A 24255-nucleotide genomic window follows, 5' to 3' on the forward strand; every position below is an offset into this window, starting at 1 on the left:
GATCGGAAGAGCCGATGAGCAACTCAGCAGGGAGTACCTACCTGATAACCGGGGGGAGCGGTTTCGTCGGGTCCCATCTGACCGACGCGTTGCTCGCCCGCGGCGACTCCGTCGTGATCCTGGACAACCTGTCGACCGGCCGGTCCGCCAACCTCGCCCATCTGGCCGGGGACCCCCGGCTGCGCGTCGTCCACGGCTCGGTCCTCGACGAGCTCATGGTCGACGAGCTGGTCCACCGGTGTGACGTGGTGGTTCATCTCGCGGCCGCCGTCGGGGTCAAGCTGATCGTCGAGCAGCCGCTGCGCTCCCTGACGACCAACATCCGCGGCTCGGAGATCGTCATCGAGGCCGCGCACCGCTACCGGCGGAAGATCCTCCTCACCAGCACGAGCGAGATCTACGGCAAGAACTCCGGCGGGCCGCTCACCGAGACCTCCGACCGCATCCTGGGCAGCCCGGCGGTGGTGCGATGGGCCTACAGCACGGCCAAGGCCGTCGACGAGATCCTGGCCAACGCCTACCACAAGGAGCGCGACCTGCCGACGATCGTCGTCAGGCTGTTCAACACGGTGGGGCCGCGCCAGAGCCCGGCCTACGGCATGGTCATCCCGCGTCTGGTCCGCCAGGCGGTCAGCGGTCTGCCGCTCACCGTCTTCGGCGACGGCACACAGACCCGGTGCTTCGCCCACGTCAAGGACGTGATCGAGGCGCTGCTGCGGCTGCTCGACCATGACGGCGCGGTCGGCCAGACCTTCAACGTCGGTTCGAGCGAGGAGGTGAGCATCCTGGAACTCGCCAAATTGATCGCCGAGCTCACCGGGACCACCTCCGGGGTCGACCTGATCCCCTACGCCGAGGCCTACGAGGAGGGGTTCGAGGACATGGCCCGCCGGGTCCCCGACACCAGGAAGCTCCGCGAGCTCACCGGATGGGTGCCGAGGCGATCGCTCGACGACGTCCTCACCGAGACCATCGCAGAGGCCCGCGCCGATCTGGCGGCTTCACAGCGGTGAACGGCGCCACTGTCGTCATCGTGAGCGCGGCCGGCGGCCTGCTGGCCGCCGGAGCCACCCCGGTGCTGGGGCGTCTCGCACTGCACTGGGACTTCACCGATCGGCCGGGCGGCTACAAGGCGCACGAGCGGCCCATCCCCTATCTGGGCGGCGTCGCTGTCATGCTGGGAACGGTCATCCCGACAGCCGTCGCCCTGGGCTTGGCCGATCTCCGGACCACCGCGATCATGATCGCCGCTGTGGCGGTGGCCCTGCTCGGGCTGATCGACGATCTCTCGTCGCTGTCCCCGTTCACCCGGCTGGTGGTCGAGACAGTGGCGGCCGGTGGGGTCGTGCTGGGCGGGGTCCAGGCGCCGCTGACCGGAAGCTGGCTGGATATTCCGTTCACCGTCCTGTGGATCGTCGTGATCACCAACTCCTTCAACCTGCTCGACAACATGGACGGCGCGCTGGGTTCCATCACGACGGTCAGCGCCGCCTTCCTCGCGGGGACGGCCTTCGTGCACACCCACCCGGCGATCGGGCTGGTCCTGCTGACCCTGTCCCTGGCCAGCCTGGGCTTCCTGCTGCACAACTGGGCACCCGCGAAGGTGTTCATGGGGGACACCGGGTCGCTGTTCATCGGGTTCGTCCTCGCCTGCTCGGCGGCACTCCTGATGACCGGGCAGAGCTCGGGCACGGTGGTCGCGGGGCTGCTCCTGCCCACCTTCATCGCGACCGTCGACACCGGTGTCGTGTTCCTGTCGCGGAGGAGGGCGGGCCGCCCGCTGCTCCACGGCGGCAACGACCACCTCTCCCACCGCCTGCGCCGGCTCGGCCTCAGCACGCGGCTGACGGCGGTCGCACTCGCCGCCGTGGCGGCCGTCACCGGCGCGCTCGGCCTGATGATGGCCCTGAGCTGGGTCTCTCCGATCATCGCGACGATCGCCGCGATCGGGACGGCCCTCATGCTGATCGGTCTCACGCAGAAAGTGCACGTCTATCCGTCAGGCCGATCCCAGGCCCATGCGACAAACATCCGCGAAGGGCGGCGATGATCCAGTGGATCTGCTCTATTACATAAGGCTCGCGCGCAGGAACTGGCTACTCATCGTCTTCTCTCTGTTCCTGGCGGCGGCCACGGCGACCGTCGTGACCGCCGGCACGCCTCCCAAATACGTCGCGACGATCACCATGCTGGTCTCCGGCCACGACAGGGAGGGCAGCCTCACCACCGCCTACCAGGCGGGGATGCTCTCCCAGCAGCGGGTGCAGTCCTACTCCGAACTGCTGACCAGCCGCCGCATGATCAGCCAGATCGCCGCGGGCGACGACGTCCAGCGTCTCCAGGAGAACATCACCGCGGAGCCCATCCCCGACACCGTGCTCATCCGGGTCGCGGTCGTCGACACCGACCCCGCGCGCGCGGCGCGGCTGGCCAATGCCCTGGGTGCCGAGTTCCCCAAGCTGATCGACCAGATCGAGCGGCCCACTCCGACCGGCCGCGCCACCGTCAAGGTCACCATGGTGGACAGGGCGGACGTCCCCGGGGCGCCGGTCAGTCCCAGGCCACTGGTCAACTTCGGGCTCGCCATGGTGATCGCGCTGTCGGTCGCCGTCGGCTCGCTGATCCTCCGCGACCGCCTGGACACGACCATCAAGACGGACGAGGCGTTGCGGCAGGCCTCGAAAAGCGCGATTCTCGGGACCATCGGCTACGAGCGGAACGCGCGGCGCCTTCCCCTGATCGTCCGCGACCAGGGCCGGTCGTCCAGAGCCGAGGCGTTCCGCTCCCTACGGACCAACCTCCAGTTCATCGGCGTCGACCGGCAACCGAAGTCGCTCGTGGTCACCAGCTGCCTGCCTAACGAGGGGAAGACATCGACCGCCGCGAACCTCGCGATCACGCTCGCGCAGGCGGGATGGCGGGTGATCCTGGTGGACGGCGATCTCCGCCGCCCGCGCATCCCCCGCTATCTCGGGATCGAGGGCACAGCGGGCCTGACGGACGTGCTGATCGACAGAGCACGGTTGCAGGAGGTCATCCAGACCTGGGGGGAGGCGAAGTTGTCGGTTCTGCCGAGCGGCCAGATCCCGCCGAACCCCAGCGAGCTTCTCGGCTCGCACGGGATGCGTAACGTGCTCGCCGAGCTCACCGAGACCTACGACATGGTGATCGTCGACGCGCCGCCGCTGCTGCCCGTCACCGACGCCGCGACGCTCGCGGCGATCTGCGACGGCACGCTGCTCATCGCGCGGTACGGCAAGATCCGGCGGGAGCAGGTCGCCCGTGCGACGGAGATGCTGTCGGCGATCAACGCCCGCGTGGTCGGCGCCGTCCTGAACTTCGCCCCGGCCACGAGCAGTCAGCACTACGGATACGGATACGGATACGAGCCCGAGGTCAAGGGCAAGCGCAAGGACAAGACGCCGGTGAACGCGTGAGCAGCCGGAGCGGGACGGCGAGTGACCTGGCGATCCTCCGGCCCGCCGCCCGGTGGGCGAGCCAGGAGCGGCCGTAGGGGTCGGGGATGTCGGGCCGGTCCACCTGGACCAGCCCGCGCAGCGCGCGCACCTCGGCGACCAGCGCACGGGCCCGCCGTACGGGGTCCTCGTGGCGGCCGACCGCGCCGGCCGGCACGGCCCGGGCCAGCGCGCCGAACTCGGCGATGGTGAAGGCCCGGGTGACCGCCGGGAGATGTCCGGCCACCGACTCGGCACGGTGCTCGGTGGTGGCCGTCAGCACGAGGTCGGCGGCGGCCAGCAGGTCGGGGGTCAACCGGCGGGAGACGAACCCGCCGGGATCGCCGCCGAGCCGGACCAGCACGCGCCGCGTCCGCTCGGCCATCTGCCTGCCCGGCTCGGCCCGGGTGCCGGCGCTGATCACCTGAAGCGCCGGGCACGGCCCCAGGACCGACCGGGTCAGCCGTTCCGCCAGCGGAGAGCGGCAGAGATTGCCCGTGCAGACGTACAGGATGCGGAACCGGGGCTCCTCCCCCGGTCCGTCCCCCGGACTACCCGGACTACCGGCCCCGTCCAGTCCGTTCCCGGAACCACGCAGCCCGTCCCTTGGACCGTCCGGCGCCTTCCCCGGAGCACCCGGATCACCGGTCCCGTTTCCCGGATCATCCGGCGCGGGGAGTGTCCGCGCCTCCCTCCAGCACCGGTGGCCGCAGTTCTCGTGCCCGGCCGGCGTGGGATCGATGGACGGACCGGTCTCAGCGGTCCGCGGTGCGCCTTCCATGGGCGTGACGGTAGATCGCCTCCGGCGGCGATCCGCTCGCGGCGCGCCGCTGTTTACCCTTTGCTGCCGGTGACGGCGGCGCGGCCGGCGGCGGATCGCCCCGCCGCCGGTCGCGCCCCCCTCCGTCAGGGAGCGCAGCCCACCGTGTTCTCGATGATCCGGGTCTGCTGGGGGCGGACCAGCGGCTGCACCGGCACCAGCGGCGACTCGCTGGAAGAGGGTTCGGTCAGGTCGAACTCCAGCGTCCGCGACTGCCTGGGGGCGAACTCCAGCAGGGTGGAGTAGACGGGGTGGGACCGTTCTTCCTCCCTGATGACCGACGCCTCCTGTCCGTCGAGCCGCGCCGCGCTCATCCTCGTTCCGACCCCGGCGTACAGCGACACCCACAGCAGGTTGGAGCCTGGCCTGTGGCTGCGGTGCGGGGAGTCGAGCCGGTCGGTGACGTAGGTGGGCAGGCTTCCCCTCGGCACGTCGTTGGTGAGCCGGATGCGCACCGTCGCGGAGCGCGTCCTGCCCATGCACGGGCCCAGCTCGTAGTCGAGGGAGCGCTCCAGGTAGTAGTCGAGTTTGCCGCCGGCCGAGTTGTTGACCACCAGTCCCGCGAACGGTCCCGGCCGCTCCGGCAGCACGCCGCCGACGACGGTCGCCGACAGGCGTGACTGCTCGGCCCGCCGGCGGCTCCAGATCTGGATTCTGCGCTCCTCCACCATGCGGAACAGGACGGGAAGCAGCCGGGAGGGCTCCGTGAAAGACGAGGGCAGCGCCTCGCTGACAGCACCGGCGATCTTGATGAGGAACCGCTTGCGTGCCACAGGGTCGTCGTATCGGGCATAGGCGGCGCGCTCGGTGAGGTCGACGACGTTCTCGGCGGTCACCGTCTCCCCGTCGGGGAGGGCGACCGGACCGATCACCTGCAGCAGGTAGGACAGGCCCACCGGGTCGGTCGCCAGGGCGCCGTCCAGTCGCCGGTGGGTCTGCCGTTCCCACAGCCCGGTCCAGGTGGCCGCGGCGTACGGGAAATGCGGGGAGAGGTTGGAGATCGAGAGCAGCTTGGCCGCGCTCGGCCCGTAGCGCGCGCGAAAGTCCGGGCCGTGATCGGTCACCGGGGTCGGGCTCGCCTCGAGACCTCCGTTGGAGGACAGCCGCCTGATGCCGATCTTGCCGTGGTCGGCCTCCAGGATGCCGAACGCGCCGACCAGGCCTCCGGTCCCCCGCGACTCGGCGTTGGTCTGGAACGCCAGGAAGTAGCGGCGGGGGCCGTCACTGCCCAGCATCGGAGGGAGCAGGGCGGCAGCGGTCGCGGCGTCGCCGAGCCAGCCCCGGAGCTGATCGACCTCCTGCAGCGCCGTGCCCCGCGCCTGGTCCAGCAGGTCGACGCCGGTGTCGGCCGGCGTGGCCGCCAGCCGGGAGCTCACCCGCGTGAGCCGGCCGGCCGCGTCCCGCAGGACCGGCGCGGCCGCGTCGAGATCCGCCAGCAGCCGTGGCACGTTGCCCAGGGAGTGCGTCTGCGCCGTGACGAACACCGCGGCGGTCCGCTGGACGGCGGCCAGCACATCGGTCAGTTCCGCTGCGCTCTCGGCCAGTCCGCGCACGGTCGTCGCGCCGTCCCCCACCAGCGGAACGTGCGTCATCATCGACCAGCAGGGGTCCTCGGTGAGCCGCCGCGCCTCGGCCGCGTGCCACCGGGCGTCCGCGATCGCCCGGCCCATCAGGGCGGGGTCGCGCGTGCTCGTCACCGCGCGTAGCCGCAGCAGCGCGCTCTTGGCCGCCTCCAGGTGCTCGCGCACGCCCAGGCCGAGATGGGCCGACCAGCCCCCGGCCAGTACCACCACGGCGACGGGGGCCAGCAGGCCGGTTACGACGGCTCTGCGACGTCTTCTAGATGCCACTGGTGGATCGGCGGCGCCGTACGGCGATCAGGCTGGCGGCGGTTCCGGCGGCCAGCAGGCCGCCGCCCAGCGTGGCGACCGTCGCCACCGGTGCTCCCGTGAACGGCAGCTCCTTGACCGCATGGCAGCCGCCGCCGCAGCAGCTCTCCTCGCTGCAGCAGCTGTTGTTGTCGTCGTCGCAGTCGAAACCGTGGTCGAACGGGTCGGGACCGTTGTTGTTGTTATTGTTGTTGACCGGCCCCGGCGGATAGGGCGCCGAAACGACGGCGATCGCCGGCAGGCTGGTTTCGGCGGTGGCCATCGTGGCGGTCGCGAGCGCGAATCCACCTCCGATCGCCGCCGCTAGAAAAATAGATACCATCCGTTTTCTGGCCATTTCAGACTCCCCCGTGGCGATGATTCAGGCCATGGCAAAATACCGCTCGGAATACGAGCGACATGTCCACGGAACCCGTTATATCCCCCTCGGCATGAGGCGCCCTGTTCAGCTCACGGCCCTTACCGAACGATCACCCGCTGTTCTCCGACTTTTGACGCTGAACGTCCGGGCACGGCGGTCCCGTTCTCCGCACGTGGCAGGTCTTCACCGGAGGCCGCTCGCCGTCAACCGGCACGGCTCCGCCGGACGAGGCCGCACGTGCGGAGAACGGGGCTAGCGGGTGTCGGCCTCAAGCCTGTAGACGGGCCCGGCCAGGCTGAGCGCGTACAGCTCGCCGTCGTGATCCTCGCCGAAGGAGGAGAGCTGCTCGACCCTGCCCACCTCCCGCGCCTCGCGGGGCCGGTCGGCGGGGGCCGCCTTCACCCAGCCGGCGCAGAAGTCGCCGTAGAGGAACCGGCCGCGCAGGTCCGGGATCCGCGTGCCCCGGTAGACGTGGCCGGCGACGACCGAGCAGGTCCCGTCACGCCCCAGGGCGTATTCGGCGACGGGGTCGACCGCCCCGTCCGGCGGGGCCGCTCCCCGGAAGGGGTGGCCGCCCTCCCTGAGGTTCCAGCCGTAGTTGAGGCCGCCCTTCCCCCGGGGCTGGAAGTCGATCTCCTCCCAGGAGTTCTGCCCGACGTCGCCGATCCACATGTCCCCGGTCTTCCTGTCGAAGGAGAACCGCCAGGGGTTGCGCAGGCCGTAGGCCCAGATCTCGGGCCTGGCGCCCTTCCTGCCGGCGAACGGGTTGCCGGCGGGGACCTTGTACGGCGTGCCGCGCGGGTCGATCCTGAGGATCTTCCCCAGCCAGGTGCCCAGGTTCTGGCCGTTGCCCTGCGGGTCGCCCCCGCTGCCGCCGTCGCCCAGCGCGATGTAGAGGTGGCCGTCGGGTCCGAAGGCGAGCTGGCCGCCGTTGTGGTTGGGGTACGGCTGCCGCTGGACCAGCACGTCCCGGCGCGCGGTGGCCTTGCCACCGCCGAAGGCCCACTCCGTGACGTGGGTGTGCCCGTCGCGGTCGGTCCAGTCGAGGTAGAGGAAGTCGCCGCCGGGATGGAACGCCACCCCGAGCAGCCCCTGCTCGTTGCCCCGGCTGACCTCCCCGGAAAGGTCGACAACGGGATCCCCCGCGACCTCGCCGTCGGCTATCGCGCGCAGCCGCCCCGTCTGCTCGGCGACGTACAGGGTGGGATCGCCCTCGCGCAGGGCCATCGCCACCGGCATGTCCAGCTGGGCGATCTCGGTGAACCGGACCCGCGGGAGGGCGGCCCCCGTCTCCGGGGCGGGCTCCGCCCGCGAGGCCGTGGGGGCGGGGGCGGACGGCGCGGCGGAGGCGGCGGGGTCGCCCGTGGAGCAGGCCACCAGCGCCGCGCCGAGCACGGCCAGCCCCATTCCGGCCCGGCAGGAGATCGGCACGGTCCTCATCCTCCAGTGATCGGCGACGTATCCATGATGTCCTGTACCGGGGTCCCGCGTTGAAGGTTCCCGGGCCGTGTCGGACGATCGGCCCCGCACCCTCGGGAAGCCCCGGGGAGCCGGGGGCCCGGAGAATCAGGGAGGCCCGGAGAGCCGGGGAGGCCCGGAGAGCCGGGGAGGCCCGGAGCCGCGCCGGGGAGTTGCCGGATCCGGCGGCGCTGTCTCTAGACTGCACGCATGCCCACCGCACTGATCACGGGCGCGACCGCCGGCATCGGCGCCGCGTTCGCCCGCCGCCTGGCCGCCGACGGTTTCTCCCTCGTACTCGTCGCCCGCGACGAGAAGCGCCTGGCCGGCTCCGCCGAGGCGTTGCGCCTGCGCTACGGGGTGAGGGTCGAGGTGCTCCCCGCCGACCTGGCCGCCGAGGAAGGCTTGACGGCGGTCGAGGCGCGGCTGCGCGAGGGGGGCGACCTGCTGGTCAACAACGCGGGCTTCGGCCATCCGGGCGGCTTCCTCGACGTCCCGGTCGCCGACGAGCTGCGGATGCTGAAGGTGCACTGCGAGGCGGTGCTGCGGCTGACGCTGGCCGCGCTGCCGGGGATGCGGAAGCGTGACCGGGGAGCGGTGGTCAACGTGGCGTCGGTGGCGGCGTTCTTCACCCGGGGCACCTACAGCGCGTCCAAGGCGTGGGTCGTCAACTTCAGCGAGTCCGTCGCGTCGGAGCTGACCGGCACCCGCGTGCGGGTGATGGCCCTGTGTCCGGGGTTCGTCCGGACCGAGTTCCACGACCGCGCCTCGATGGACACCTCCGGCATCCCCGGCTTCCTGTGGCTCTCGGCGGACAACGTGGTGGACGAGGCCATGCGCGACCTGGCCCGCGGCAGGCGGGTGAGCATCCCCGACATCCGCTACAAGGCCATCGTCGGAGTGGGCAGGCTGATCCCCCGCGGCCTCGCCGGCGAGGTCTCCCGCCGCCTCGGCCGCCGGTAGGGCCGACGCGGGACGACCCGCGCCACGGCTCGGAGACGCGGAAAGGCCCGCGCCACGGGAGGGGGTCGTGGCGCGGGCCGGTCCGGTCAACGGGGTTGGTCAGACGCGGGCGTTGGCGTGGTGGCCGATCGCCAGACCCGAGACCGGGTCGAAGAAGTGCAGGTTGTGGGTGTCCACGACCAGCTCGATGTTCTGGCCGGGGCGGACGTGGCTGCGGGAGTTGACGCGGGCGGTCCACAGCGACTTGTCGCCGACCAGCGGGAGGGCCGCCTCCTCGTCGTCACCGGCGTCGGCCGCGGCGACGGTGTCCTGGTGCTGGACCGGCGGGGCGTCGATCAGGAACAGGACGTTGATCTCGGAGCCGAGCTCCTCGGTGACCTCCGCGCGGACCTGCAGGCGGGTCCAGCCGCCGGCGGAGCCGTTGGCCGCGGCCGAGTCGTCGAAGTCGGACGGGCGGATGCCCAGGATGATCTTCTTGCCGATCCAGTCGTCGAGGCCCGGCTTCTCGGTGAAGGTCTCGCTCGGCACCGGCAGCTTGAAGCCGGCGAAGGCGACGGCGGCGCCGCCGTCACCGCGCACCAGCTCGGCGTTGACGAAGTTCATCGACGGGGAGCCCATGAAGCCCGCGACGAACAGGTTGACCGGCTTGTCGAAGAGGTTCTGCGGGGTGTCGACCTGCTGGAGCAGACCGTCGCGCAGGACGCAGACGCGGTCACCGAGGGTCATGGCCTCGACCTGGTCGTGGGTGACGTAGACGGTGGTCACGCCGAGACGCTCGTGCAGGGTGTTGAGGGAGGCGCGCATGGAGACGCGGAGCTTGGCGTCCAGGTTGGACAGCGGCTCGTCCATGAGGAAGGCCTGCGGCTCGCGCACGATGGCGCGGCCCATCGCGACACGCTGGCGCTGACCGCCGGAGAGGGCGGCCGGCTTGCGCTTGAGGTACTGCTCCAGGCCGAGCATCTTGGCGGCCTCGTTGACCCGCTTGGAGATCTCGGCCTTGGGCATCTTGCGGAGCTTCAGACCGAAGGCGAGGTTCTCCTCGACGGTCATGTGCGGGTAGAGCGCGTAGTTCTGGAAGACCATGGCGATGTCGCGGTCCTTCGGAGGCAGGTGGTTGACCACCCGGTCACCGATGGCGATCTCGCCGCCGCTGATGTCCTCAAGTCCGGCGATCATGCGCAGGGCGGTGGACTTGCCACAGCCGGACGGGCCGACCAGGACCATGAACTCGCCGTCCCGGATCTCAAGGTCGAGACCGTCCACGGCTTTTACACCGCCTGCGTAGATCTTGTCGACTTTGCTGAGAACGATGGATGCCATGGAGAGTCCTTAGCGCCTCGGGCCAACCCCGTGTTCACCCGATGTGGATACGTTTTCATGCATCTCACCGGAAACGGACATGCGTGTCAAGAGCAGATCTGGTTCTTCCTCGTCAGCGGGGCCGCTGTTATCTCTTCGCGCTGGATCGGCTACAGAAAATATGATGGAATCGTTTCCATGAACATGCGTCGTACGACCATCAAGGACGTCGCCGAGGCAGCGGGGGTCGGGGTCGCCACGGTGTCACGGGTTCTGTCCGGCGGCTCGGCGAGCCCCGAGACCAGGGAGCGGGTGCTGACCGTCGCGGCCCAGCTCGACTACCGGCCCAGCGCGCTCGGCCGCAACCTGCGCCAGCAGCGCTCGGGCGGGATCGGGCTGCTGCTGCCCGACATCACCGACACCTTCTACGGCCGCCTGGCCGACGGCGTGCTCGCCTGCGCGCGCTCGGCGGGCGAGCCGGTGATCCTGGGCGCCACCGGCGACGACCCGGAGCGCGAGGCCGAGCTGATCGGCATGCTGCTGGAGCAGGGCGTGGACCGGGTGATCGCGGTCCCCTCCGGGGACGGGGAGACGTGGGCGCCCACCCTGCGTGCCGGGCTCACCACGGTGTTCGCGCACCGCCTGGCGGCCGGGCGCGACGACGTGCCCGCGGTCCTGGCCGACGACCGCGCGGGCGTGCGCACCGCCGTCGACTATCTGACCGGGCTGGGCCACCGCCGGATCGCCTATCTCGGCGGTCCGGGGCAGGAGCAGCGCCTGTCCGTCTTCCGGCAGGCCCTGGGCGCCCTGGTGGACGAGGATCTCATCGTCTCCGCGCGCGGCAGCCGGGACTCCGCCTACGCGGTCGCCGCCGGACTCTTCCAGCGCCGGCCCGACCTGACCGCTGTGCTGGCCGGGGGCAACCTGCTGGGCGAGGCGGCCGTGCTCGCCGCCAGGGAGCTGGATCTGCGGGTGCCCAGGGACCTGTCACTGATCATGTTCGATGACGTGCCCTGGGCCGAGCTGTGCTCCCCGCCGCTGACCGTGATCGCCCAGCCCGCGCAGGACATCGGCTACCGCGCGGCCGAGCTGGTGCTGCGTGCCGGACCACGGCGTCCGCGCAGCGTGCTGCTGCCCACCGAGCTGATGGTCAGGGGCAGTTGCGCCCCTAGAGGGATTTCTCGATCGCCGCGGTGAGGGCGGGGTCCCCGGGCTCGACGGCCGGGCGGAAGCGGGCCAGCACCTCCCCCTCACGCGAGACCAGGAACTTCTCGAAGTTCCACTGGACGTCGCCGGCCTGCCCGTCGGGGTCGGGCGCCTGGGTGAGCGAGGCGTAGAGGGGGTGCCGGCCCTCGCCGTTGACGTCCGTCTTGGCGAGCAGCGGGAAGTCCACCCCGTAGGTGGTGGAGCAGAACTCCTGGATCTCCTCCGCACTGCCCGGCTCCTGGCCCATGAACTGGTTGCAGGGCACGCCGACGACGGCGAGGCCCCTGTCGGCGTAGGCGCGGTGGAGCTCGGCGAGGCCGGCGTACTGCGGGGTGAGGCCGCATCGGGAAGCCACGTTCACGATCAGGACCGCCCTGTCGCCCGCCAGCTCGGCCAGCGTGGTGGGGGCGTCGGAAAGAGTTCGCACTGGGATATCACGGATGCTCATGATCTGCACCCTAATCGTCTTGTCACGTTTGGGAGTTATGACGCCCAGAGAATGAAATGTGATGGATGCCATAGGTGAGACGCCGAGCCCCTCACCAGGCACTTGATCTTTTTCTAACCGATCTTTGACAGAGACCTCGACAAGCGCTGTCGACTGGTCTGCCCGGAGCCGCTGGGGCATCGTGTCGGCCGTCCCTCGATCCCAGCGAAAGGCGATCCCCTATGCCGACGCTACGCCGTACCAGCGTGCTGCTGGTCACCTCGGCGCTCGCCGTCAGCACCACCGCCACGGTCGCTCAGGCCTCCTCCTCCGCACGGCAGGGCAACAAGGCCATCGCCGCGCCCATGGTGTCCGCACGAGGCTGGACCAAGAGCCAGTTCGGCTGCCTCAGCCGGCTATGGACCCGGGAGAGCAACTGGAACCACCGAGCACACAACCGCCACTCCGGCGCCTACGGCATCCCCCAGGCGCTGCCCGGCGGGAAGATGGCCAGCGCCGGCCGGGACTGGCGCACCAACCCCAGAACCCAGATCAAATGGGGTCTGACCTACATCAAAAAGCGCTACGGTTCGCCGTGTGGAGCGTGGGCGCATTTCCATTCACGCGGCTGGTACTAGTTTCAAACCCCATGCCGGGGTGATTTTCGCCTCCTCCCCCCGCATAGACGTCCGGCCCGTGGTAATTCGGCACCCGTCGAACCACCCGTAGACCACGAAGATCGGGCAAACACCTTTCCGCGGCATGTCGCAACCGCCCTTGGGCGCTTGCCCCGCGTACTAGAAAGCGCCTAGAGAAAACGTCGCGGTGTCTCATGCCGGAAACGGGCCGGCGAGACCGCGCGGGCATCTCCGCGTCCGAGCCACGGGCGCGGGACGACCGGGCATGTGAGCGGGCCATGGCCCGCTCACGCGCCTTCCGCACGCGGCCAGCGGACAAGGATCAACATGAACGGATACCGCGTTCTGCGGAATACAGTCGTGACCGCGCTCGCCGCTTCGACCATGGTCGGATCCGCCGAGATCGGGCGGGCCGAGGAGATCGCGGAACCGGCGAGGAGGGGACCGGCGATGACGGTCCACCGGGGCATCTGGTTCACCCAGGCCCAGCCGAAGATCGTACTCACCACGAGGACCAGCAGGAGCAGGAACAAGGCGATCGCGTTCCGCCTCGTCTCCCGCCGGCTGTGGTCCCACAGCCAGTTCCGCTGCCTGGACAGTCTCTGGACCAGGGAGAGCAACTGGAACCACCAGGCGCACAACCCGTCATCGGGAGCCTACGGCATCCCGCAGGCACTGCCGGGCTCGAAGATGAGCGGCAGCGGCGGGGACTGGCGCTCGAATCCGGCCACCCAGATCAGCTGGGGCCTTCGCTACATCAAGAGCCGATACGGATCTCCGTGCGGCGCATGGGGTCATTTCCGGTCCAGTAACTGGTACTGACCCGAGGAGTCTTCAGGGGAAGGGAGCACTCCTCAGACGTCCGGGGCTCACGGGTCCCGGACGTCATCTCTTCAGCTGCACGGCTATCGCCTGGATGAGCAGTTCCAGGCCGAACTCGAACTCCGACTCGTGGTCGCAGTCGACCAGCATCGGAGCCAGCCCGCTCACCTGGGGGAACAGCAGGGGATCGACGTTCTCGACAGCGATGTCGGGGCGGTGGACCGGGGCGAACGTCGGGGTGACCCCGACCTCCCGCAGCAGCGAGCCCACGATGTAGGCGATGAACACGCGCAGGATGCGGACCGCCTCGTGCCCGCCGAACCCGGCGCTGCGCAGCGTGGCGAGCGCCCGCTCGACCGGCAGCAGCCCGGCGGTCGACTGGAGCTGGCGGCTGACCACCACCATCGTGCAGCGGGGATAGTGGTGGGCGATCTGCCGGAAGGCGAGCGCCTGCATCCGCACGCGGTCGGTCCAGTCGGCGTCCGGGTCGTCGGAGAACTCGATCTGCGACAGCACGGTCTCGGCCACCCCGTCGAGCAGCGCGGACTTGTTGGGCACGTGGTTGTAGAGCGACATCACGCCCACCCCCAGATCGGCCGCGATCCTGCGCATGGACACCGCGTCGGCGCCCTCACGCTCGATCAGGTCGATGGCCGCGGCGACGATGCGCGGACGGGACAGTGGCTCTGCGGGCATATCGCCATTGTCTCCTCATCTTGACGCACGTACACCGTACGTGCGACTCTCGCGAGTGTACGTACGGTGTACGTCTCTGGAGGCCGCATGTCGACTCACGATCTCTACACGATCCCGGCCGAGCTCTCCACGTGGGACGTCGAGGCGGCCGGAGCCGCCCGCTTCACGTGGGAGTACGACGACGGCAGGGACCGCATGCTCGCCCTTTACCAGAAGGGCAAGGACAAGCAGTGGGACTCCGTCAAACGCATCGACTGGAGCCTTGAGGTCGATCCGTACAACGTGCTCGGCATCCCCGACACCACCATCGCCATCCATGGCACGCCCCTGTGGGACCGGATGGACGACCGGCAGCGGCAGGACATCCGCCTGCACGGCGCCGCCTGGCAGTTCTCCCAGTTCCTCCACGGCGAGCAGGGCGCGATGATCTGCTCGGCCCGCATCGTGGAGTCGGTCCCCGACCTCGACTCCAAGTTCTACGCCGCCACCCAGACCATGGACGAGGCCCGGCACGCCGAGACCTACGCCCGCTTCCTGCAGGAGAAAGTCGGCCTCGCCTACCCCATCAACGAACACCTCAAGGCCCTGCTGGACAGCACGCTGAGCGACTCCCGCTGGGACATGCCCTACCTCGGCATGCAGGTGCTCATCGAGGGCCTGGCCCTGGCCGCCTTCGGCGTGATGCGCGACATCACCACCAAGCCGCTGCCCAAGCAGATCCTCGCCTACGTCATGCAGGACGAGGCCCGGCACGTGGCCTTCGGCCGGATGGCGCTGCGCGACTACTACAGCCAGCTCACCGAGGCCGAGCTGCGCGAGCGCGAGGACTTCGTCATCGAGGGCTGCTACCTGATGCGCGACCGGCTGCGCGGCCGGGAGACGTGGGAGAGCGTCGGCCTGAACAGATCCGAGGTCGCCGAAGCCATGGAGTGCGTCGACCGGTCCGAGTACCTCAAGCTGTTCCGCTCCCTGCTGTTCAGCCGCATCGTGCCATGCGTCAAGGACATCGGCCTGTGGAGCCCCCGCCTCCAGCAGGCCTACGCCGACATGGGCGTCCTGGACATGGCCGGCCAGAGCCTGGACACGCTGATGAGGCAGGACGAGGAGATCGCCGACAGGATCGACGCCGAGCGCTTCGCCGTGGAGGAGGCCGAACGCCACGCCGAGGTCGCCGAGACCGTGGCCATGGGCGCCGAGTCCTAGCCGGCGGTCGTGGCGTCGCCCGCCGTGGACACGGCGGCGCGGGTCTACCGCAGGAGCACGAACACCACGGCCCCGGCCGCGGCGGCGAGGGTGCCGAGCCAGGCGATGACGGCGTCAGCCCGCTCGTCGAGGGGGCTGCCCTCGTGCAGGGCGTGTTGCACGCGCTGGTAGCGGACGCCGGTGCGGGCCAGCAGGACCGCGCCGCACAGGGCGGCCAGGGCGAAGGGGACGACGGTGATCAGATGGGTGCCGGCGCGCAGCCCGATGCCCGCGGCGCCCAGACCGCTGACGGCGAGCAGGGCGGCCGTGCGGACCCAGGCCAGCCGGGTCCGCTCGTTCTGCAGCCCCTCGTCCCACAGGGGACTCATCGGCCCAGCAGGATAAGGATCATGGCGAGCACGGCCACGGTCGCCACGCCGTACCCCAGCAGGGGGGCGATGGCGGGAGGCGGGAGCGGGGTGGCGCTGCGCAGGGCACGCTGGACCCGGCGCCAGCGGGGATAGGCCATCGCGGCCGACAGGGCCGACAGGCACACCAGGGTGAGGGCGAGCACGGTCCGCATCCAGGGCACGAACACGTCTTCGGAGACCGCGGCCATGGCGACGCCGCCCGCGCTCAGTGCGAGCGACGTGCTCAGCCAGGTCAGAAAGGTGCGTTCGTTCGCGAGCGTGAACCGGGGATCCGGTTCGTTGCCGGGGCTGTCCATGGGAACGACGCTATTTCAGCGACATTCCCCCTAGAGAACCCGGGATTGCCCGAAAGCCCCGGACGGAGACGGCGGTGAGCTGCGAAAAGCCTCAGCCGCAGGCGGAGGTGAGCTGCTCGACCCACTTGACCGAGTCGGTCGCGACCTTCTGCCCCGCGTCGACGGCGCTGTTGGCGTCGGTGACGTTCAGGCCCTCCAGGTCCTTGGCGACCCCGTCCGCGGCCTCCTTGAGGGTGGTGTTGGCCGCCTTGTCGGCCAGGTCGCCGAGCTTGGCGGCGCCGTCGTTCAGCGCCTTCTCCATCGCGGCGGGGTCCTCGATCAGAGGGGTGATCTTCTGGACGGTGTCGGTGACGATGGCGGCGGCCTGCAGGCACTGCTGGGCCTTGTCCACGCCCTCGCTCACCTGCTGGATCTCGGAGCATCCGGTGGTGATGAGTACAGCGGCCAGCGCGGAGGCGGCGAGGACGGGGATCCGTCGCGGAAGGGGTCGCATGCCCCGACCCTACCCAACGGGCCGGTACGGCAGGCGCCGTCGCGCACGTCCGCCAGGCCGTGAACGCGCGGAGTAAGGTGGTCGTACCTGTTCCGCCCGGACCGGGAGCCGCCGCGGGCCGAGCCGGACGGCACCTCCCGGCGGCGGCGTCGTCATGGACGATCCCGCCCGTGGACGGGCTCATCGCACCAGGGCTCCGGCCGTACGATCGCCTGAGATATCCGCACAAGGGGAAACATGCCTACCTGCAAGCATCTCGCTCTGACCGAGGACCCGTCCCCTCGCACGCCCCAGGGCTGCGAGGAGTGCCTCAGCACCGGCATGCGCTGGGTCCACCTGCGCAGGTGCCTGTCGTGCGGGCACATCGGCTGCTGTGACTCCTCACCCGGCAAGCACGCGACCGCCCACTACAAGGAGACCGACCATCCGACCGTGGCCTCCTTCGAACCGGGCGAGGACTGGCGGTGGTGCTACATCGACAACATCATCGGCTAGTGCGCTGACCGCACAGGTCCGCCGGGCCGGTGGTCGATTCATCGCGCGAGAGCCGACTGGATGTCGTCGGATCCGGTCCGACCGGTGGAGATCGGCTTCGCCCCGATATCCTGCGCCACGTGATCAACTCATCCGCGAATCCCGACGATGCCGAGGTTGCGATAGCTGCGGCCCGTGCGGGCGCGGACGTGGTGCGCAACCTGTACGGCCGGCGGCTCACCCGCATCGACAAGGGCGCCGGGGACTTCGCCACCGCCGCCGATGTGGAGGCCGAGAAGACGATCATCGGTGTCATCCGTGCCGCTCGGCCCGATGACGCGGTGCTCGGCGAGGAAGGCGGTCGGCAGGGTGCGGCCGACGCTGTGCGCCAGTGGTTGGTGGATCCCTTGTGCGGCACGCTGAACTACGCCGCCGGCAACATGCTGGTGGCCGTCAACGTGGCGCTGCGCGACGGGGCGGCGGCGGTGGCGGACCCGTTCAGCGGAGAGGCGTTCTTCACCCGCGGTGAAAGCGCCTGGGTGCGGCACGACGGGGTCGACGCGCGGTTGGCGCCCACGTCGGCCACTCGGCTGGTGGACGTCAACCTGGACCCGCCGTTCCCGAGCGCGCCCGGGTTCCGGGCCGTGGACCTGCTGGCCCACCCCGAGTTCGTCAAGCGGTTCCGGCCACGGGTCGTGTCCACGACGCTGGCGCTGGCCTGGGTCGCGGCCGGCAAACGCGCCGCGTATGTCACCGATGGCAGTGACCTGTCCGAGAGTGTGCATTTCGCCGCCGGCATCGCTGTGTGCCGGGCCGCCGGCTGCGTAGTCACCGGAGTCGACGGCGCCCCGATCGGGCAGGCAGGCCGCGGGCTTGTGGTGGCCGCCGACGCCGAGACCCACGGGCTGTTGATGTCGATGATCCGCGGCCGAAGCTAGTGCTGCGACGTGGGTCAGGCTGCCGTCCGGAGCGGGCGTCCGCCCCAGCGGGCCGAGGCGTCCACGCTCTTCGCCGCAGGCCCGTACCGCACCCCCGACGGATCAACGGGCGCGACCACTAAACGCGCTCAAGGGTGGCCTCCTCGAAGTCGAGCTCCTGCATGACCCTGCGGAGCACCTCGTCGTCGATCCGCCCCTCGTCGCGGAGCCGGACGAGCACCTCGCGCTCGGCCGCCAGCATCTCCCTGCGCAGCCGCCGGTAGACGGTGCTCGGCGTCTCCTCGCCCGCCGGGCCGGTGCCGCCGCCGAGCCGCTCCCACGCGGAGAGCGCCCGGCGTTCGGACCGTGACCTGAGCTGGTCGACCACGTCCTCGTGGACGTCGACGGTCCTCCCGGCCACCAGTTCCTCCAGCCGGGCCAGCCCGGCGGCGGCCGCCGCCTGCTGGGCGGCGGCCTCGGCGAGGTTGTCGGCGAAGATCTCCTGTTCGTTGGAGATCTTCAGCCGCCGGATGATCGCTGGGAACGACATCCCCTGGATCAGCAGGGTGCCGATCACCACCACGAAGGTGAGGAAGAGCAGCGTGTCGCGACCGGGGAAGTCCTGCGGGAGGGCGAAGGCCGCCGCCAGGGAGACCACCCCGCGCATGCCCGCCCAGCTCACGATGACCACGTTCTGCCAGGAGGGCGCGTGCGGCTCGCGCCGGCGGACCTTCCTGGAGAGGATTCTGGGCAGGTAGATGCCGGGCACGACCCAGACGACCCTGGCGAGCACCGTGGCGGCGAAGACGGCCAGCGCCATCCCGGCGAGGTTCCACGGGTCCGCGCCCCGCAGCGCCTTCATGATCGGCCAGAGCTGCAGGCCGATCAGCACGAACACGATCGACTCCAGGAAGAAGCCCAGGACCCGCCAGACGGCGTCGGACAGGAGCCGGGTGCCGAAGGCCGCGGTGGGCAGGCGGTGGCCGATGTAGAGGCCGACGATCACCACCGCGATCACCCCGGAGACGTGCACGCTCTCGGCCGCGAGGTAGACCGCGAACGGGATGAGCAGCATGACGGTGTTCTCGACGAGCGAGTCCCGCAGGAGCACCAGCCCCCGGGCCAGGATCCAGGCGAGCACGACACCGATCACGACGCCGCCCACCGCCGCGTAGAGGAACCTCGCGGACGCGTCCAGCCAGGTGATGCCCGCTCCCATCGCGGCGGCGATGGCCACCCGGTACGCGGTGAGCGCGGTGGCGTCGTTGAACAGGCTCTCCCCCACCAGGATGGTGACCACCTTGCGGGGCAGCCCGAGCCTGCGGGCCACCGCGACCGCGGCGACCGCGTCGGGCGGCGCCACGATCGCACCCAGCGCGAACGCGGCGGCCAGCGGCAGCGCGGGAAGGAGCAGGTGGGTGACCCAGCCGACGACCAGGGTGGTGAACAGCACCAGCCCGACCGAGAGCAGCGCGACCGGACGGCGGACCGCCTTGAGCCTGAGATAGGAGCTCTCGATCGCGGCGGAGTAGAGCAGCGGCGGCAGGAACACCAGCAGGACCAGCTCGGGGTCCAGTTCGTACTGCGGCACCAGCGGCGACAGCACCAGCCCCGCCAACACCAGCAGCAGGGGGGCGGACCAGCCCCTGCGCCTGGCCACCGCCGCCACCGCGATCGCGATGACCGGCACGACCAGTATCTGTAGCACCGACGCTTGGTTCATCCCCGCTCCCACACCGCTATGGGCGATCAGCCTACGGGACCTCTCCCGTCGGCGCCCCTGCGGTGCCGATCACCAGTCGCGGCGCTCGTCCCGGTCCTCGCGGCGGCGGTCGTCATAGCGCTGGTCGTCGTAGCGCTGGTCGTCGTAGCGCTGGTCGGGACGGAGCCGCTCACCGGTGGAGTGCGGCGGGTCCTGGACGTAGGGGCGCGGCATCCGCTGCTCGGCCTGCTGGCCGCGCAGCCCCAGCGGGTCGGACGGGTCCACGTCCTGCTGGTAGGCGGGCGGCGAGCCGTACAGGTCGCGCAGGTCCGCCGGGTGACCTGCCTGCTGGGGATGGTGCGGGGCGGCGGGCTGCTGTGCCCCGAAGGCGTATGGATCGGGCTGGGCCGGGGCGGGGTAGCCGTAGCCGTCGGGCTGCGCGCCGTAGGCCGACTGCTGCTGCTGGGCCGCGAAGCCGAAGGGGTCGGTGGAGTGCTGCTGCCCCTGGGCCGCGTAGGGATCGGCGTGCGACTGGTGGGCGGAGGCCGGGAACTGCTCGATGTGCGGTGTGAAGGGATCCACCGGCTGCTGCCGGGCGACCGGGGGGGCGAACGGGTCCACCGGCTGCTGGGCGGGCACGCCGTACGGGTCGGGCTGCTGGGCCTGCGGGGACACGCCGTACGGGTCGGGCTGCGGGGCCTGCGGGGACACGCCGTACGGGTCGGCCTGCGGGGCGGGCACGCCGTAGGGGTCCGGCTGCTGGGCCCCGTAGGGGTCACCGGGTATCTGGTAGAGCGCCTCGGCGGGACCGGCCCCGCGGGGCTCGACCGGCTGCGGCTGCCCGTAGGGCAGGGAGTCACCCACGATCATGTTCTCCCGCGGCACCACGTCGGCCGGGCCGTACCCGTCGGCGGGACCGTACCCGTCGGCGGGACCGTATCCGGCGGCCGCGCGGTCCTGGGACCGGTCCAACGGCGGCACGGCGCCCCGCGCGACGAGCACGTCGTTGGGGCCGAGGGCCGCGACCTGGCGCGGCTCGTCCGGCGGAGGGGAGATCTGGGTGGCCGGGTCGGCGTACTGCGGCTGGGCGTAGTCCTCGGGGCGCGGCCGGGCGTACTGCCCGGTGCCGGGGAACTCCCCGTGCTCCTGGTAGTCGCCCGCGGGTGCGGCCTGCTGCTCGCCCACCTCGTCGGGATACTGGCCCCCCGCCTCGACGAAACCCTCGTCGAGGGTGTCCACCAGGCGGCCCACATCCTGCATGGGCATCCGGAAACTGGCACTGCACATCTCGCCGCGCCACAAGCTCAGCACCAGCGTGCCTTCGTGCCAGGTGACCCGGAGAACCCGCTCCTGGCCACGCTCGTCAAAGAACACTTCGCCGAACGACGGCAACGGGACAACTTCCGACATGGAAGACATAGTGCTTTAACCAGCCTTTATTCGTCCACTCGACCTCGGGAAACTCTACCGAACCGGTCTTTCCGTCCCCACCTTCCATCACTATGACACCAAAACGGGCGATCTTCTTTGATCGTTGGGAGGCCGGTGAGCCGGATGATCCTGCCAGTTTGCCATGCGTGCCGGGCTCCGGGTCCCGGAATTCCGGGATGCGCCCGGCCGGTGACTGCCCGGAGCCAGCCGCGATCGTCGGGCGGAACGGGTACGGTTGGCTGTCGTGCCGACCGACTCCATCGCCCCCACCGAAGACGTCTCCCCGAAGGCGGATCTGCCGCCGGTGGAGGAATTGCTGAGCACCGCCGTCGAGGCCGTCGGCGGGGTGGAGCGCCCCGGACAGATCAAGATGGTGCAGGCGGTGCAGCACTCGATCCAGTCGGGTGACCACCTGGCCGTCCAGGCCGGCACCGGCACCGGCAAGTCCCTGGCCTATCTGATCCCCTCGATCCGCCACGCGATGACCTCCAAGGGCGCCGTGGTCGTCTCCACCGCCACCATCGCGCTCCAGCGCCAGCTCGTCGACCGCGACCTGCCCCGGCTCTCCGAGGCGCTCGCCCCGCAGCTCCCGCACGAGCCCACGTACGCGATCCTCAAGGGCCGCCGCAACTACCTGTGCCGCTACAAGGCCAGCGCGGGATGGCCCGACGACGAGCAGGACCAGCTCTTCGACCCGCGTGAGGTGAGCCTGACCGGGCGGATGGTCCAGCGCATCCAGGAATGGGCGCAGGAGACCGAGACCGGCGACCGCGACGAGCTCGTCCCCGGCGTCAACGAGCAGGCCTGGCGGCAGTTCTCGGTGAGCGCCAGGGAGTGCCTGGGCGCCACCCGCTGCCCGAGCGGGATGGAGTGCTTCGCCGAACTGGCCCGCGCCCGGGCCGGCGAGTCCGACGTCGTCGTCACCAACCACGCGCTGCTCGCGATCGACGCGATGGAGGACTTCCCCCTCCTGCCCGAGCACGAGGTGGTCGTGGTGGACGAGGCCCACGAGCTGGTCGACCGGGTCACCTCGGTGGTGACCGGCGAGCTGTCGGAGCCCATGGTCGCCCTGGCGGCGCGCCGGGTCGGCAAGCTGATCGAGCCACACCTCGGCGACCGGCTCGTGGAGGCCGGGGAGGATCTGAAGGCCCTGCTCGCCGTCGCGCCCGCCGGACGCCTCGACGAGCTCCCCGAGGTGCTCGGGCTGACGCTGGCCCTGACCCGCGACGCGGCGTGGGGGTGCATCACCGCCCTCGGGCCCCGGATGAGCTCCGACAAGGACGACCCCGAGGGCGCGGGACTGCGCAAGGCCGCCTTCACCGCCCTGGACGAGGTCCACGACACCGCGCAGCGGATGCTGGACGCGTTCGGCCACGCCGAGGAGGTGGACCGGGCCGAGGTGGTCTGGCTGGAGGCGGGCACCGAACGCCGTCCGCCCCTGCTGCGGGTCGCTCCGCTGACCGTGGCCGGCATGCTCCGCGACAAGCTCTTCGGCGACCGCACGGTGATCCTGACCTCCGCCACGCTGGCTCTGGGCGGCGCGTTCGACGGGCTGGCCCGCCAGTGGGGGCTGGGCGCCAAGGAGGGGGGCAAGGAACGGTCCGGGTGGACCGGGCTGGACGTCGGCTCCCCCTTCGACCACCCGCGCAGCGGCATCCTCTACGTCGCCAAGCACCTGCCCCAGCCTGGCCGTGACGGTCTGCCCGAGGCCTACCTGGAGGAGATAACGGAGCTGATCGAGGCCACCGGCGGCCGGACCCTCGGTCTGTTCTCCTCGATGCGGGCCGCCAAGGCCGCCACCGAGGCCCTGCGGGACCGGCTGAGCGTGCCGCTGCTCTGCCAGGGCGACGACTCCACGATGCTGCTGGTCAAGCAGTTCTCCGAGGACGAGCCGACCTGCCTGTTCGGCACCCTGTCCCTCTGGCAGGGCGTGGACGTGCCGGGCCCCTCCCTGCGGCTGGTCATCATCGACCGCATCCCCTTCCCCCGCCCGGACGACCCGCTGAGCTCCGCCCGCCAGCGCCACGTGGCCGCCAAGGGCGGCAACGGCTTCATGTCGGTCGCCGCCACCCACGCGGCCCTGCTGCTCGCCCAGGGCGCGGGCCGGCTGCTGCGCAGCCAGCACGACAAGGGAGTGGTCGCGGTCCTGGATCCCCGCCTGGCCACGGCGCGCTACGCGGGTTTCCTGCGCGACTCGCTGCCGCCCTTCTGGCCCACCAACGACCCGGCGAAGGTCCGCGAGGCCCTCAGACGCCTGTCCGCGTCGTAGGGCCCGGGTTCACCGGTCGAGGGGTCCGGCGGATCGGCCGTCGTCGTCCCCGGCCCGCCCGGCCGGGGAGCGGCGGGCAGTCCTCACCCCCGGTCCGCCCAGCCGGGGAGCGGCGGGCGGACCGTCCGGCCGTCGCCACCCCGCTCCCGGCCCGCCGGTTCAGGGGAAGATTCCCAGCTCCGGGCGCTTGGGGTCGAGGGCGTCGCCGGAGGAGCGGCCGCGCAGCCGGCGGATCACCCAGGGGCCAAGGTGCCGGCGCACCCACTGCACGTCCTCGCGGCGCTTGACCCCGGGATCCACCCGGTCGCGGGGCGGCCAGGCCTTGCGCCAGTCGTCGTCGCAGTCGATCCCGAGCACCTCGCAGACCTTGGCGGCCACCAGCCGGTGACCCTCCTCGTTCATGTGCAGGCGGTCGTCGCTCCAGGCGCGCCAGTCGCGCAGGCCCTGCATCGACCACTGGTCCACCAGGCGGCAGCCGTACAGCTCGGAGATCGACCTGACGTGCATGTAGAAGATCGCGAACGTGCCGCGGGCGCGGCGCATGATCGGGGTGTCGCGCGGGTCCACGCCGGTGAACAGCAGCACCTCGGCGCCGGTGGCCCGCAGATCGCGTACGGCTCCCGCCAGCTTCTTGGCCATCCGGTCGGGGTCGCTGCCCGGCCGGAGCAGGTCGTTGCCGCCGGCGCAGAAGCTGACCAGGTCGGGTCGCATCCCGATCGCGCGCGGGACCTGGTGCTCGACGATCTGGTCGATGAGTTTGCCGCGCACGGCGAGGTTGGCGTAGCGGAACTCCGGATCGAGCGCGGCCAGCCGCTCGGCGACCCGGTCGGCCCAGCCCCGACAGCGTCCGGCCCACGCCGGGTCCGCGCCGGGCCCGTCCACCGCGGGGTCGTTCATGCCTTCGGTGAAACTGTCGCCGAGGGCGACGAAGGAACGGTAGCCGCTCACCGGGCGCTCCCGGCGACGGCGTGCGGGGCGAGCGCGTGGGACCTCGGGCCGGAGCCGGCGACGGCGGCCCGGCCGGCG

Annotated in this window: 24 protein-coding genes; 11 read left to right on the plus strand and 13 right to left on the minus strand. The window is 70.9% G+C overall.

Annotated elements, in window-relative coordinates; all coding sequences use genetic code 11:
- The first annotated feature begins 14 nt into the window (after window positions 1–14).
- From BM085_RS26480 to BM085_RS26490, 3 genes are read left to right on the plus strand one after another with little or no spacing between them, the layout of a single operon-like run.
- On the plus strand, window positions 15–1013 hold the full coding sequence (locus tag BM085_RS26480; protein WP_093889624.1) for an NAD-dependent epimerase/dehydratase family protein: 999 nt from the start codon (window positions 15–17) through the stop codon (window positions 1011–1013).
- Window positions 1010–2050: an MraY family glycosyltransferase gene (locus tag BM085_RS26485; protein WP_177245286.1), complete on the plus strand. Its 1041-nt coding sequence runs from the start codon at window positions 1010–1012 to the stop codon at window positions 2048–2050. The genes BM085_RS26480 and BM085_RS26485 overlap by 4 nt, the downstream gene beginning before the upstream one ends.
- A 4-nt stretch (window positions 2051–2054) precedes the next feature.
- Window positions 2055–3437: a tyrosine-protein kinase domain-containing protein gene (locus BM085_RS26490; protein ID WP_177245287.1), complete on the plus strand. Its 1383-nt coding sequence runs from the start codon at window positions 2055–2057 to the stop codon at window positions 3435–3437.
- Here BM085_RS26490 and BM085_RS26495 read toward each other — a convergent pair.
- The 4 genes from BM085_RS26495 to BM085_RS26510 all read right to left on the minus strand — a co-directional run bounded on the left by BM085_RS26495 (window position 3397) and on the right by BM085_RS26510 (window position 7956).
- Complete coding sequence (locus tag BM085_RS26495; protein ID WP_093889627.1) at window positions 3397–4236, minus strand: arsenate reductase/protein-tyrosine-phosphatase family protein; 840 nt, start codon at window positions 4234–4236, stop codon at window positions 3397–3399. The two genes, BM085_RS26490 and BM085_RS26495, sit on opposite strands and share 41 nt — an antisense overlap.
- Before the next feature lie 125 nt (window positions 4237–4361).
- Window positions 4362–6125: a DUF4012 domain-containing protein gene (locus BM085_RS26500; RefSeq protein WP_143121079.1), complete on the minus strand. Its 1764-nt coding sequence runs from the start codon at window positions 6123–6125 to the stop codon at window positions 4362–4364.
- Complete coding sequence (locus tag BM085_RS26505) at window positions 6115–6501, minus strand: hypothetical protein (protein ID WP_143121080.1); 387 nt, start codon at window positions 6499–6501, stop codon at window positions 6115–6117. Before BM085_RS26505 ends, BM085_RS26500 begins: the two co-directional genes overlap by 11 nt.
- 276 nt (window positions 6502–6777) lie before the next feature.
- The gene (locus BM085_RS26510; protein WP_218158834.1) at window positions 6778–7956 is read right to left on the minus strand and encodes a PQQ-dependent sugar dehydrogenase; all 1179 of its coding nucleotides are present in this window, start codon (window positions 7954–7956) and stop codon (window positions 6778–6780) included.
- 237 nt (window positions 7957–8193) lie between these two features.
- Here BM085_RS26510 and BM085_RS26515 point away from each other — a divergent pair, with 237 nt between their 5' ends.
- Window positions 8194–8946 carry an SDR family NAD(P)-dependent oxidoreductase gene (locus BM085_RS26515; protein ID WP_093889631.1) on the plus strand — a complete coding sequence of 251 codons (753 nt, stop codon included), beginning with the start codon at window positions 8194–8196 and terminating at the stop codon, window positions 8944–8946.
- 99 nt (window positions 8947–9045) lie between these two features.
- Here the strand turns inward: BM085_RS26515 and BM085_RS26520 are convergent, their stop codons facing one another.
- Window positions 9046–10266, minus strand: coding sequence for an ABC transporter ATP-binding protein (locus BM085_RS26520; protein ID WP_093889632.1), 1221 nt, complete (start codon window positions 10264–10266; stop codon window positions 9046–9048).
- Between the two features lie 177 nt (window positions 10267–10443).
- On the opposite strand from BM085_RS26520, the gene BM085_RS26525 reads away from it, so the two are divergent.
- Window positions 10444–11442: a LacI family DNA-binding transcriptional regulator gene (locus tag BM085_RS26525; protein ID WP_031167275.1), complete on the plus strand. Its 999-nt coding sequence runs from the start codon at window positions 10444–10446 to the stop codon at window positions 11440–11442.
- Here BM085_RS26525 and BM085_RS26530 read toward each other — a convergent pair.
- Entirely contained in the window at window positions 11414–11899 is a 486-nt protein-coding gene (locus BM085_RS26530; RefSeq protein WP_093889658.1) for a glutathione peroxidase, read from the minus strand. The two genes, BM085_RS26525 and BM085_RS26530, sit on opposite strands and share 29 nt — an antisense overlap.
- A 221-nt stretch (window positions 11900–12120) precedes the next feature.
- On the opposite strand from BM085_RS26530, the gene BM085_RS26535 reads away from it, so the two are divergent.
- Entirely contained in the window at window positions 12121–12516 is a 396-nt protein-coding gene (locus BM085_RS26535) for an aggregation-promoting factor C-terminal-like domain-containing protein (protein WP_031167278.1), read from the plus strand.
- Between the two features lie 327 nt (window positions 12517–12843).
- A complete protein-coding gene (locus BM085_RS26540) occupies window positions 12844–13338 on the plus strand; it encodes an aggregation-promoting factor C-terminal-like domain-containing protein (protein ID WP_093889633.1) in 495 nt (164 codons plus the stop codon).
- 63 nt (window positions 13339–13401) lie between these two features.
- Here BM085_RS26540 and BM085_RS26545 read toward each other — a convergent pair whose 3' ends face one another.
- The gene (locus BM085_RS26545; RefSeq protein ID WP_093889634.1) at window positions 13402–14034 is read right to left on the minus strand and encodes a TetR/AcrR family transcriptional regulator C-terminal domain-containing protein; all 633 of its coding nucleotides are present in this window, start codon (window positions 14032–14034) and stop codon (window positions 13402–13404) included.
- An 87-nt stretch (window positions 14035–14121) separates the two neighbouring features.
- Here BM085_RS26545 and BM085_RS26550 point away from each other — a divergent pair, with 87 nt between their 5' ends.
- A complete protein-coding gene (locus BM085_RS26550; protein WP_093889635.1) occupies window positions 14122–15237 on the plus strand; it encodes a ferritin-like domain-containing protein in 1116 nt (371 codons plus the stop codon).
- 44 nt (window positions 15238–15281) lie between these two features.
- On the opposite strand, the gene BM085_RS26555 is transcribed toward BM085_RS26550, so the two are convergent.
- The 3 genes from BM085_RS26555 to BM085_RS26565 form a co-directional block, all read right to left on the minus strand.
- Complete coding sequence (locus BM085_RS26555) at window positions 15282–15605, minus strand: DUF202 domain-containing protein (RefSeq protein WP_031167287.1); 324 nt, start codon at window positions 15603–15605, stop codon at window positions 15282–15284.
- Window positions 15602–15943, minus strand: coding sequence for a YidH family protein (locus BM085_RS26560; protein ID WP_031167289.1), 342 nt, complete (start codon window positions 15941–15943; stop codon window positions 15602–15604). The genes BM085_RS26555 and BM085_RS26560 overlap by 4 nt, the downstream gene beginning before the upstream one ends.
- A gap of 91 nt (window positions 15944–16034) precedes the next feature.
- Window positions 16035–16436: a hypothetical protein gene (locus BM085_RS26565; protein WP_031167291.1), complete on the minus strand. Its 402-nt coding sequence runs from the start codon at window positions 16434–16436 to the stop codon at window positions 16035–16037.
- 237 nt (window positions 16437–16673) lie between these two features.
- Here BM085_RS26565 and BM085_RS26570 point away from each other — a divergent pair, with 237 nt between their 5' ends.
- Both BM085_RS26570 and BM085_RS26575 read left to right on the plus strand, forming a co-directional pair.
- The gene (locus tag BM085_RS26570) at window positions 16674–16931 is read left to right on the plus strand and encodes a ubiquitin carboxyl-terminal hydrolase 14 (protein WP_093889636.1); all 258 of its coding nucleotides are present in this window, start codon (window positions 16674–16676) and stop codon (window positions 16929–16931) included.
- 119 nt (window positions 16932–17050) lie between these two features.
- Window positions 17051–17848 carry an inositol monophosphatase family protein gene (locus tag BM085_RS26575; RefSeq protein WP_093889637.1) on the plus strand — a complete coding sequence of 266 codons (798 nt, stop codon included), beginning with the start codon at window positions 17051–17053 and terminating at the stop codon, window positions 17846–17848.
- Between the two features lie 118 nt (window positions 17849–17966).
- Here the strand turns inward: BM085_RS26575 and BM085_RS26580 are convergent, their stop codons facing one another.
- Together BM085_RS26580 and BM085_RS26585 are read right to left on the minus strand one after the other, a co-directional pair.
- A complete protein-coding gene (locus BM085_RS26580; RefSeq protein ID WP_093889638.1) occupies window positions 17967–19550 on the minus strand; it encodes a Na+/H+ antiporter in 1584 nt (527 codons plus the stop codon).
- A 69-nt stretch (window positions 19551–19619) separates the two neighbouring features.
- Window positions 19620–20939, minus strand: a complete 1320-nt coding sequence (locus tag BM085_RS26585) for a hypothetical protein (RefSeq protein ID WP_143121081.1) — start codon at window positions 20937–20939, stop codon at window positions 19620–19622.
- A gap of 265 nt (window positions 20940–21204) precedes the next feature.
- Between BM085_RS26585 and BM085_RS26590 the strand changes: the two genes are divergently transcribed.
- Entirely contained in the window at window positions 21205–23229 is a 2025-nt protein-coding gene (locus BM085_RS26590) for an ATP-dependent DNA helicase (RefSeq protein WP_093889640.1), read from the plus strand.
- Between the two features lie 159 nt (window positions 23230–23388).
- Here the strand turns inward: BM085_RS26590 and BM085_RS26595 are convergent, their stop codons facing one another.
- On the minus strand, window positions 23389–24177 hold the full coding sequence (locus BM085_RS26595) for an SGNH/GDSL hydrolase family protein (protein ID WP_093889641.1): 789 nt from the start codon (window positions 24175–24177) through the stop codon (window positions 23389–23391).
- Window positions 24178–24255 lie beyond the last annotated feature (78 nt).

The organism is Streptosporangium canum (genome assembly GCF_900113865.1).
Classification (GTDB): Bacteria; Actinomycetota; Actinomycetes; order Streptosporangiales; family Streptosporangiaceae; genus Streptosporangium; species Streptosporangium canum.

Excerpts from the sequence above, each read along its gene's own strand:
- BM085_RS26495 (WP_093889627.1), bottom strand. The coding sequence starts at position 4,236 with ATGGAAGGCGCACCGCGGACCGCTGAGACCGGTCCGTCCATCGATCCC.
- BM085_RS26515 (WP_093889631.1), top strand. The coding sequence starts at position 8,194 with ATGCCCACCGCACTGATCACGGGCGCGACCGCCGGCATCGGCGCCGCG.
- BM085_RS26520 (WP_093889632.1), bottom strand. The coding sequence starts at position 10,266 with ATGGCATCCATCGTTCTCAGCAAAGTCGACAAGATCTACGCAGGCGGT.
- BM085_RS26550 (WP_093889635.1), top strand. The coding sequence starts at position 14,122 with ATGTCGACTCACGATCTCTACACGATCCCGGCCGAGCTCTCCACGTGG.
- BM085_RS26525 (WP_031167275.1), top strand. The coding sequence starts at position 10,444 with ATGAACATGCGTCGTACGACCATCAAGGACGTCGCCGAGGCAGCGGGG.
- BM085_RS26555 (WP_031167287.1), bottom strand. The coding sequence starts at position 15,605 with ATGAGTCCCCTGTGGGACGAGGGGCTGCAGAACGAGCGGACCCGGCTG.
- BM085_RS26570 (WP_093889636.1), top strand. The coding sequence starts at position 16,674 with ATGCCTACCTGCAAGCATCTCGCTCTGACCGAGGACCCGTCCCCTCGC.
- BM085_RS26585 (WP_143121081.1), bottom strand. The coding sequence starts at position 20,939 with ATGTCGGAAGTTGTCCCGTTGCCGTCGTTCGGCGAAGTGTTCTTTGAC.
- BM085_RS26545 (WP_093889634.1), bottom strand. The coding sequence starts at position 14,034 with ATGCCCGCAGAGCCACTGTCCCGTCCGCGCATCGTCGCCGCGGCCATC.
- BM085_RS26580 (WP_093889638.1), bottom strand. The coding sequence starts at position 19,550 with ATGAACCAAGCGTCGGTGCTACAGATACTGGTCGTGCCGGTCATCGCG.
- BM085_RS26530 (WP_093889658.1), bottom strand. The coding sequence starts at position 11,899 with ATGAGCATCCGTGATATCCCAGTGCGAACTCTTTCCGACGCCCCCACC.
- BM085_RS26540 (WP_093889633.1), top strand. The coding sequence starts at position 12,844 with ATGAACGGATACCGCGTTCTGCGGAATACAGTCGTGACCGCGCTCGCC.
- BM085_RS26565 (WP_031167291.1), bottom strand. The coding sequence starts at position 16,436 with ATGCGACCCCTTCCGCGACGGATCCCCGTCCTCGCCGCCTCCGCGCTG.
- BM085_RS26560 (WP_031167289.1), bottom strand. The coding sequence starts at position 15,943 with ATGGACAGCCCCGGCAACGAACCGGATCCCCGGTTCACGCTCGCGAAC.
- BM085_RS26480 (WP_093889624.1), top strand. The coding sequence starts at position 15 with ATGAGCAACTCAGCAGGGAGTACCTACCTGATAACCGGGGGGAGCGGT.
- BM085_RS26535 (WP_031167278.1), top strand. The coding sequence starts at position 12,121 with ATGCCGACGCTACGCCGTACCAGCGTGCTGCTGGTCACCTCGGCGCTC.
- BM085_RS26505 (WP_143121080.1), bottom strand. The coding sequence starts at position 6,501 with ATGGCCAGAAAACGGATGGTATCTATTTTTCTAGCGGCGGCGATCGGA.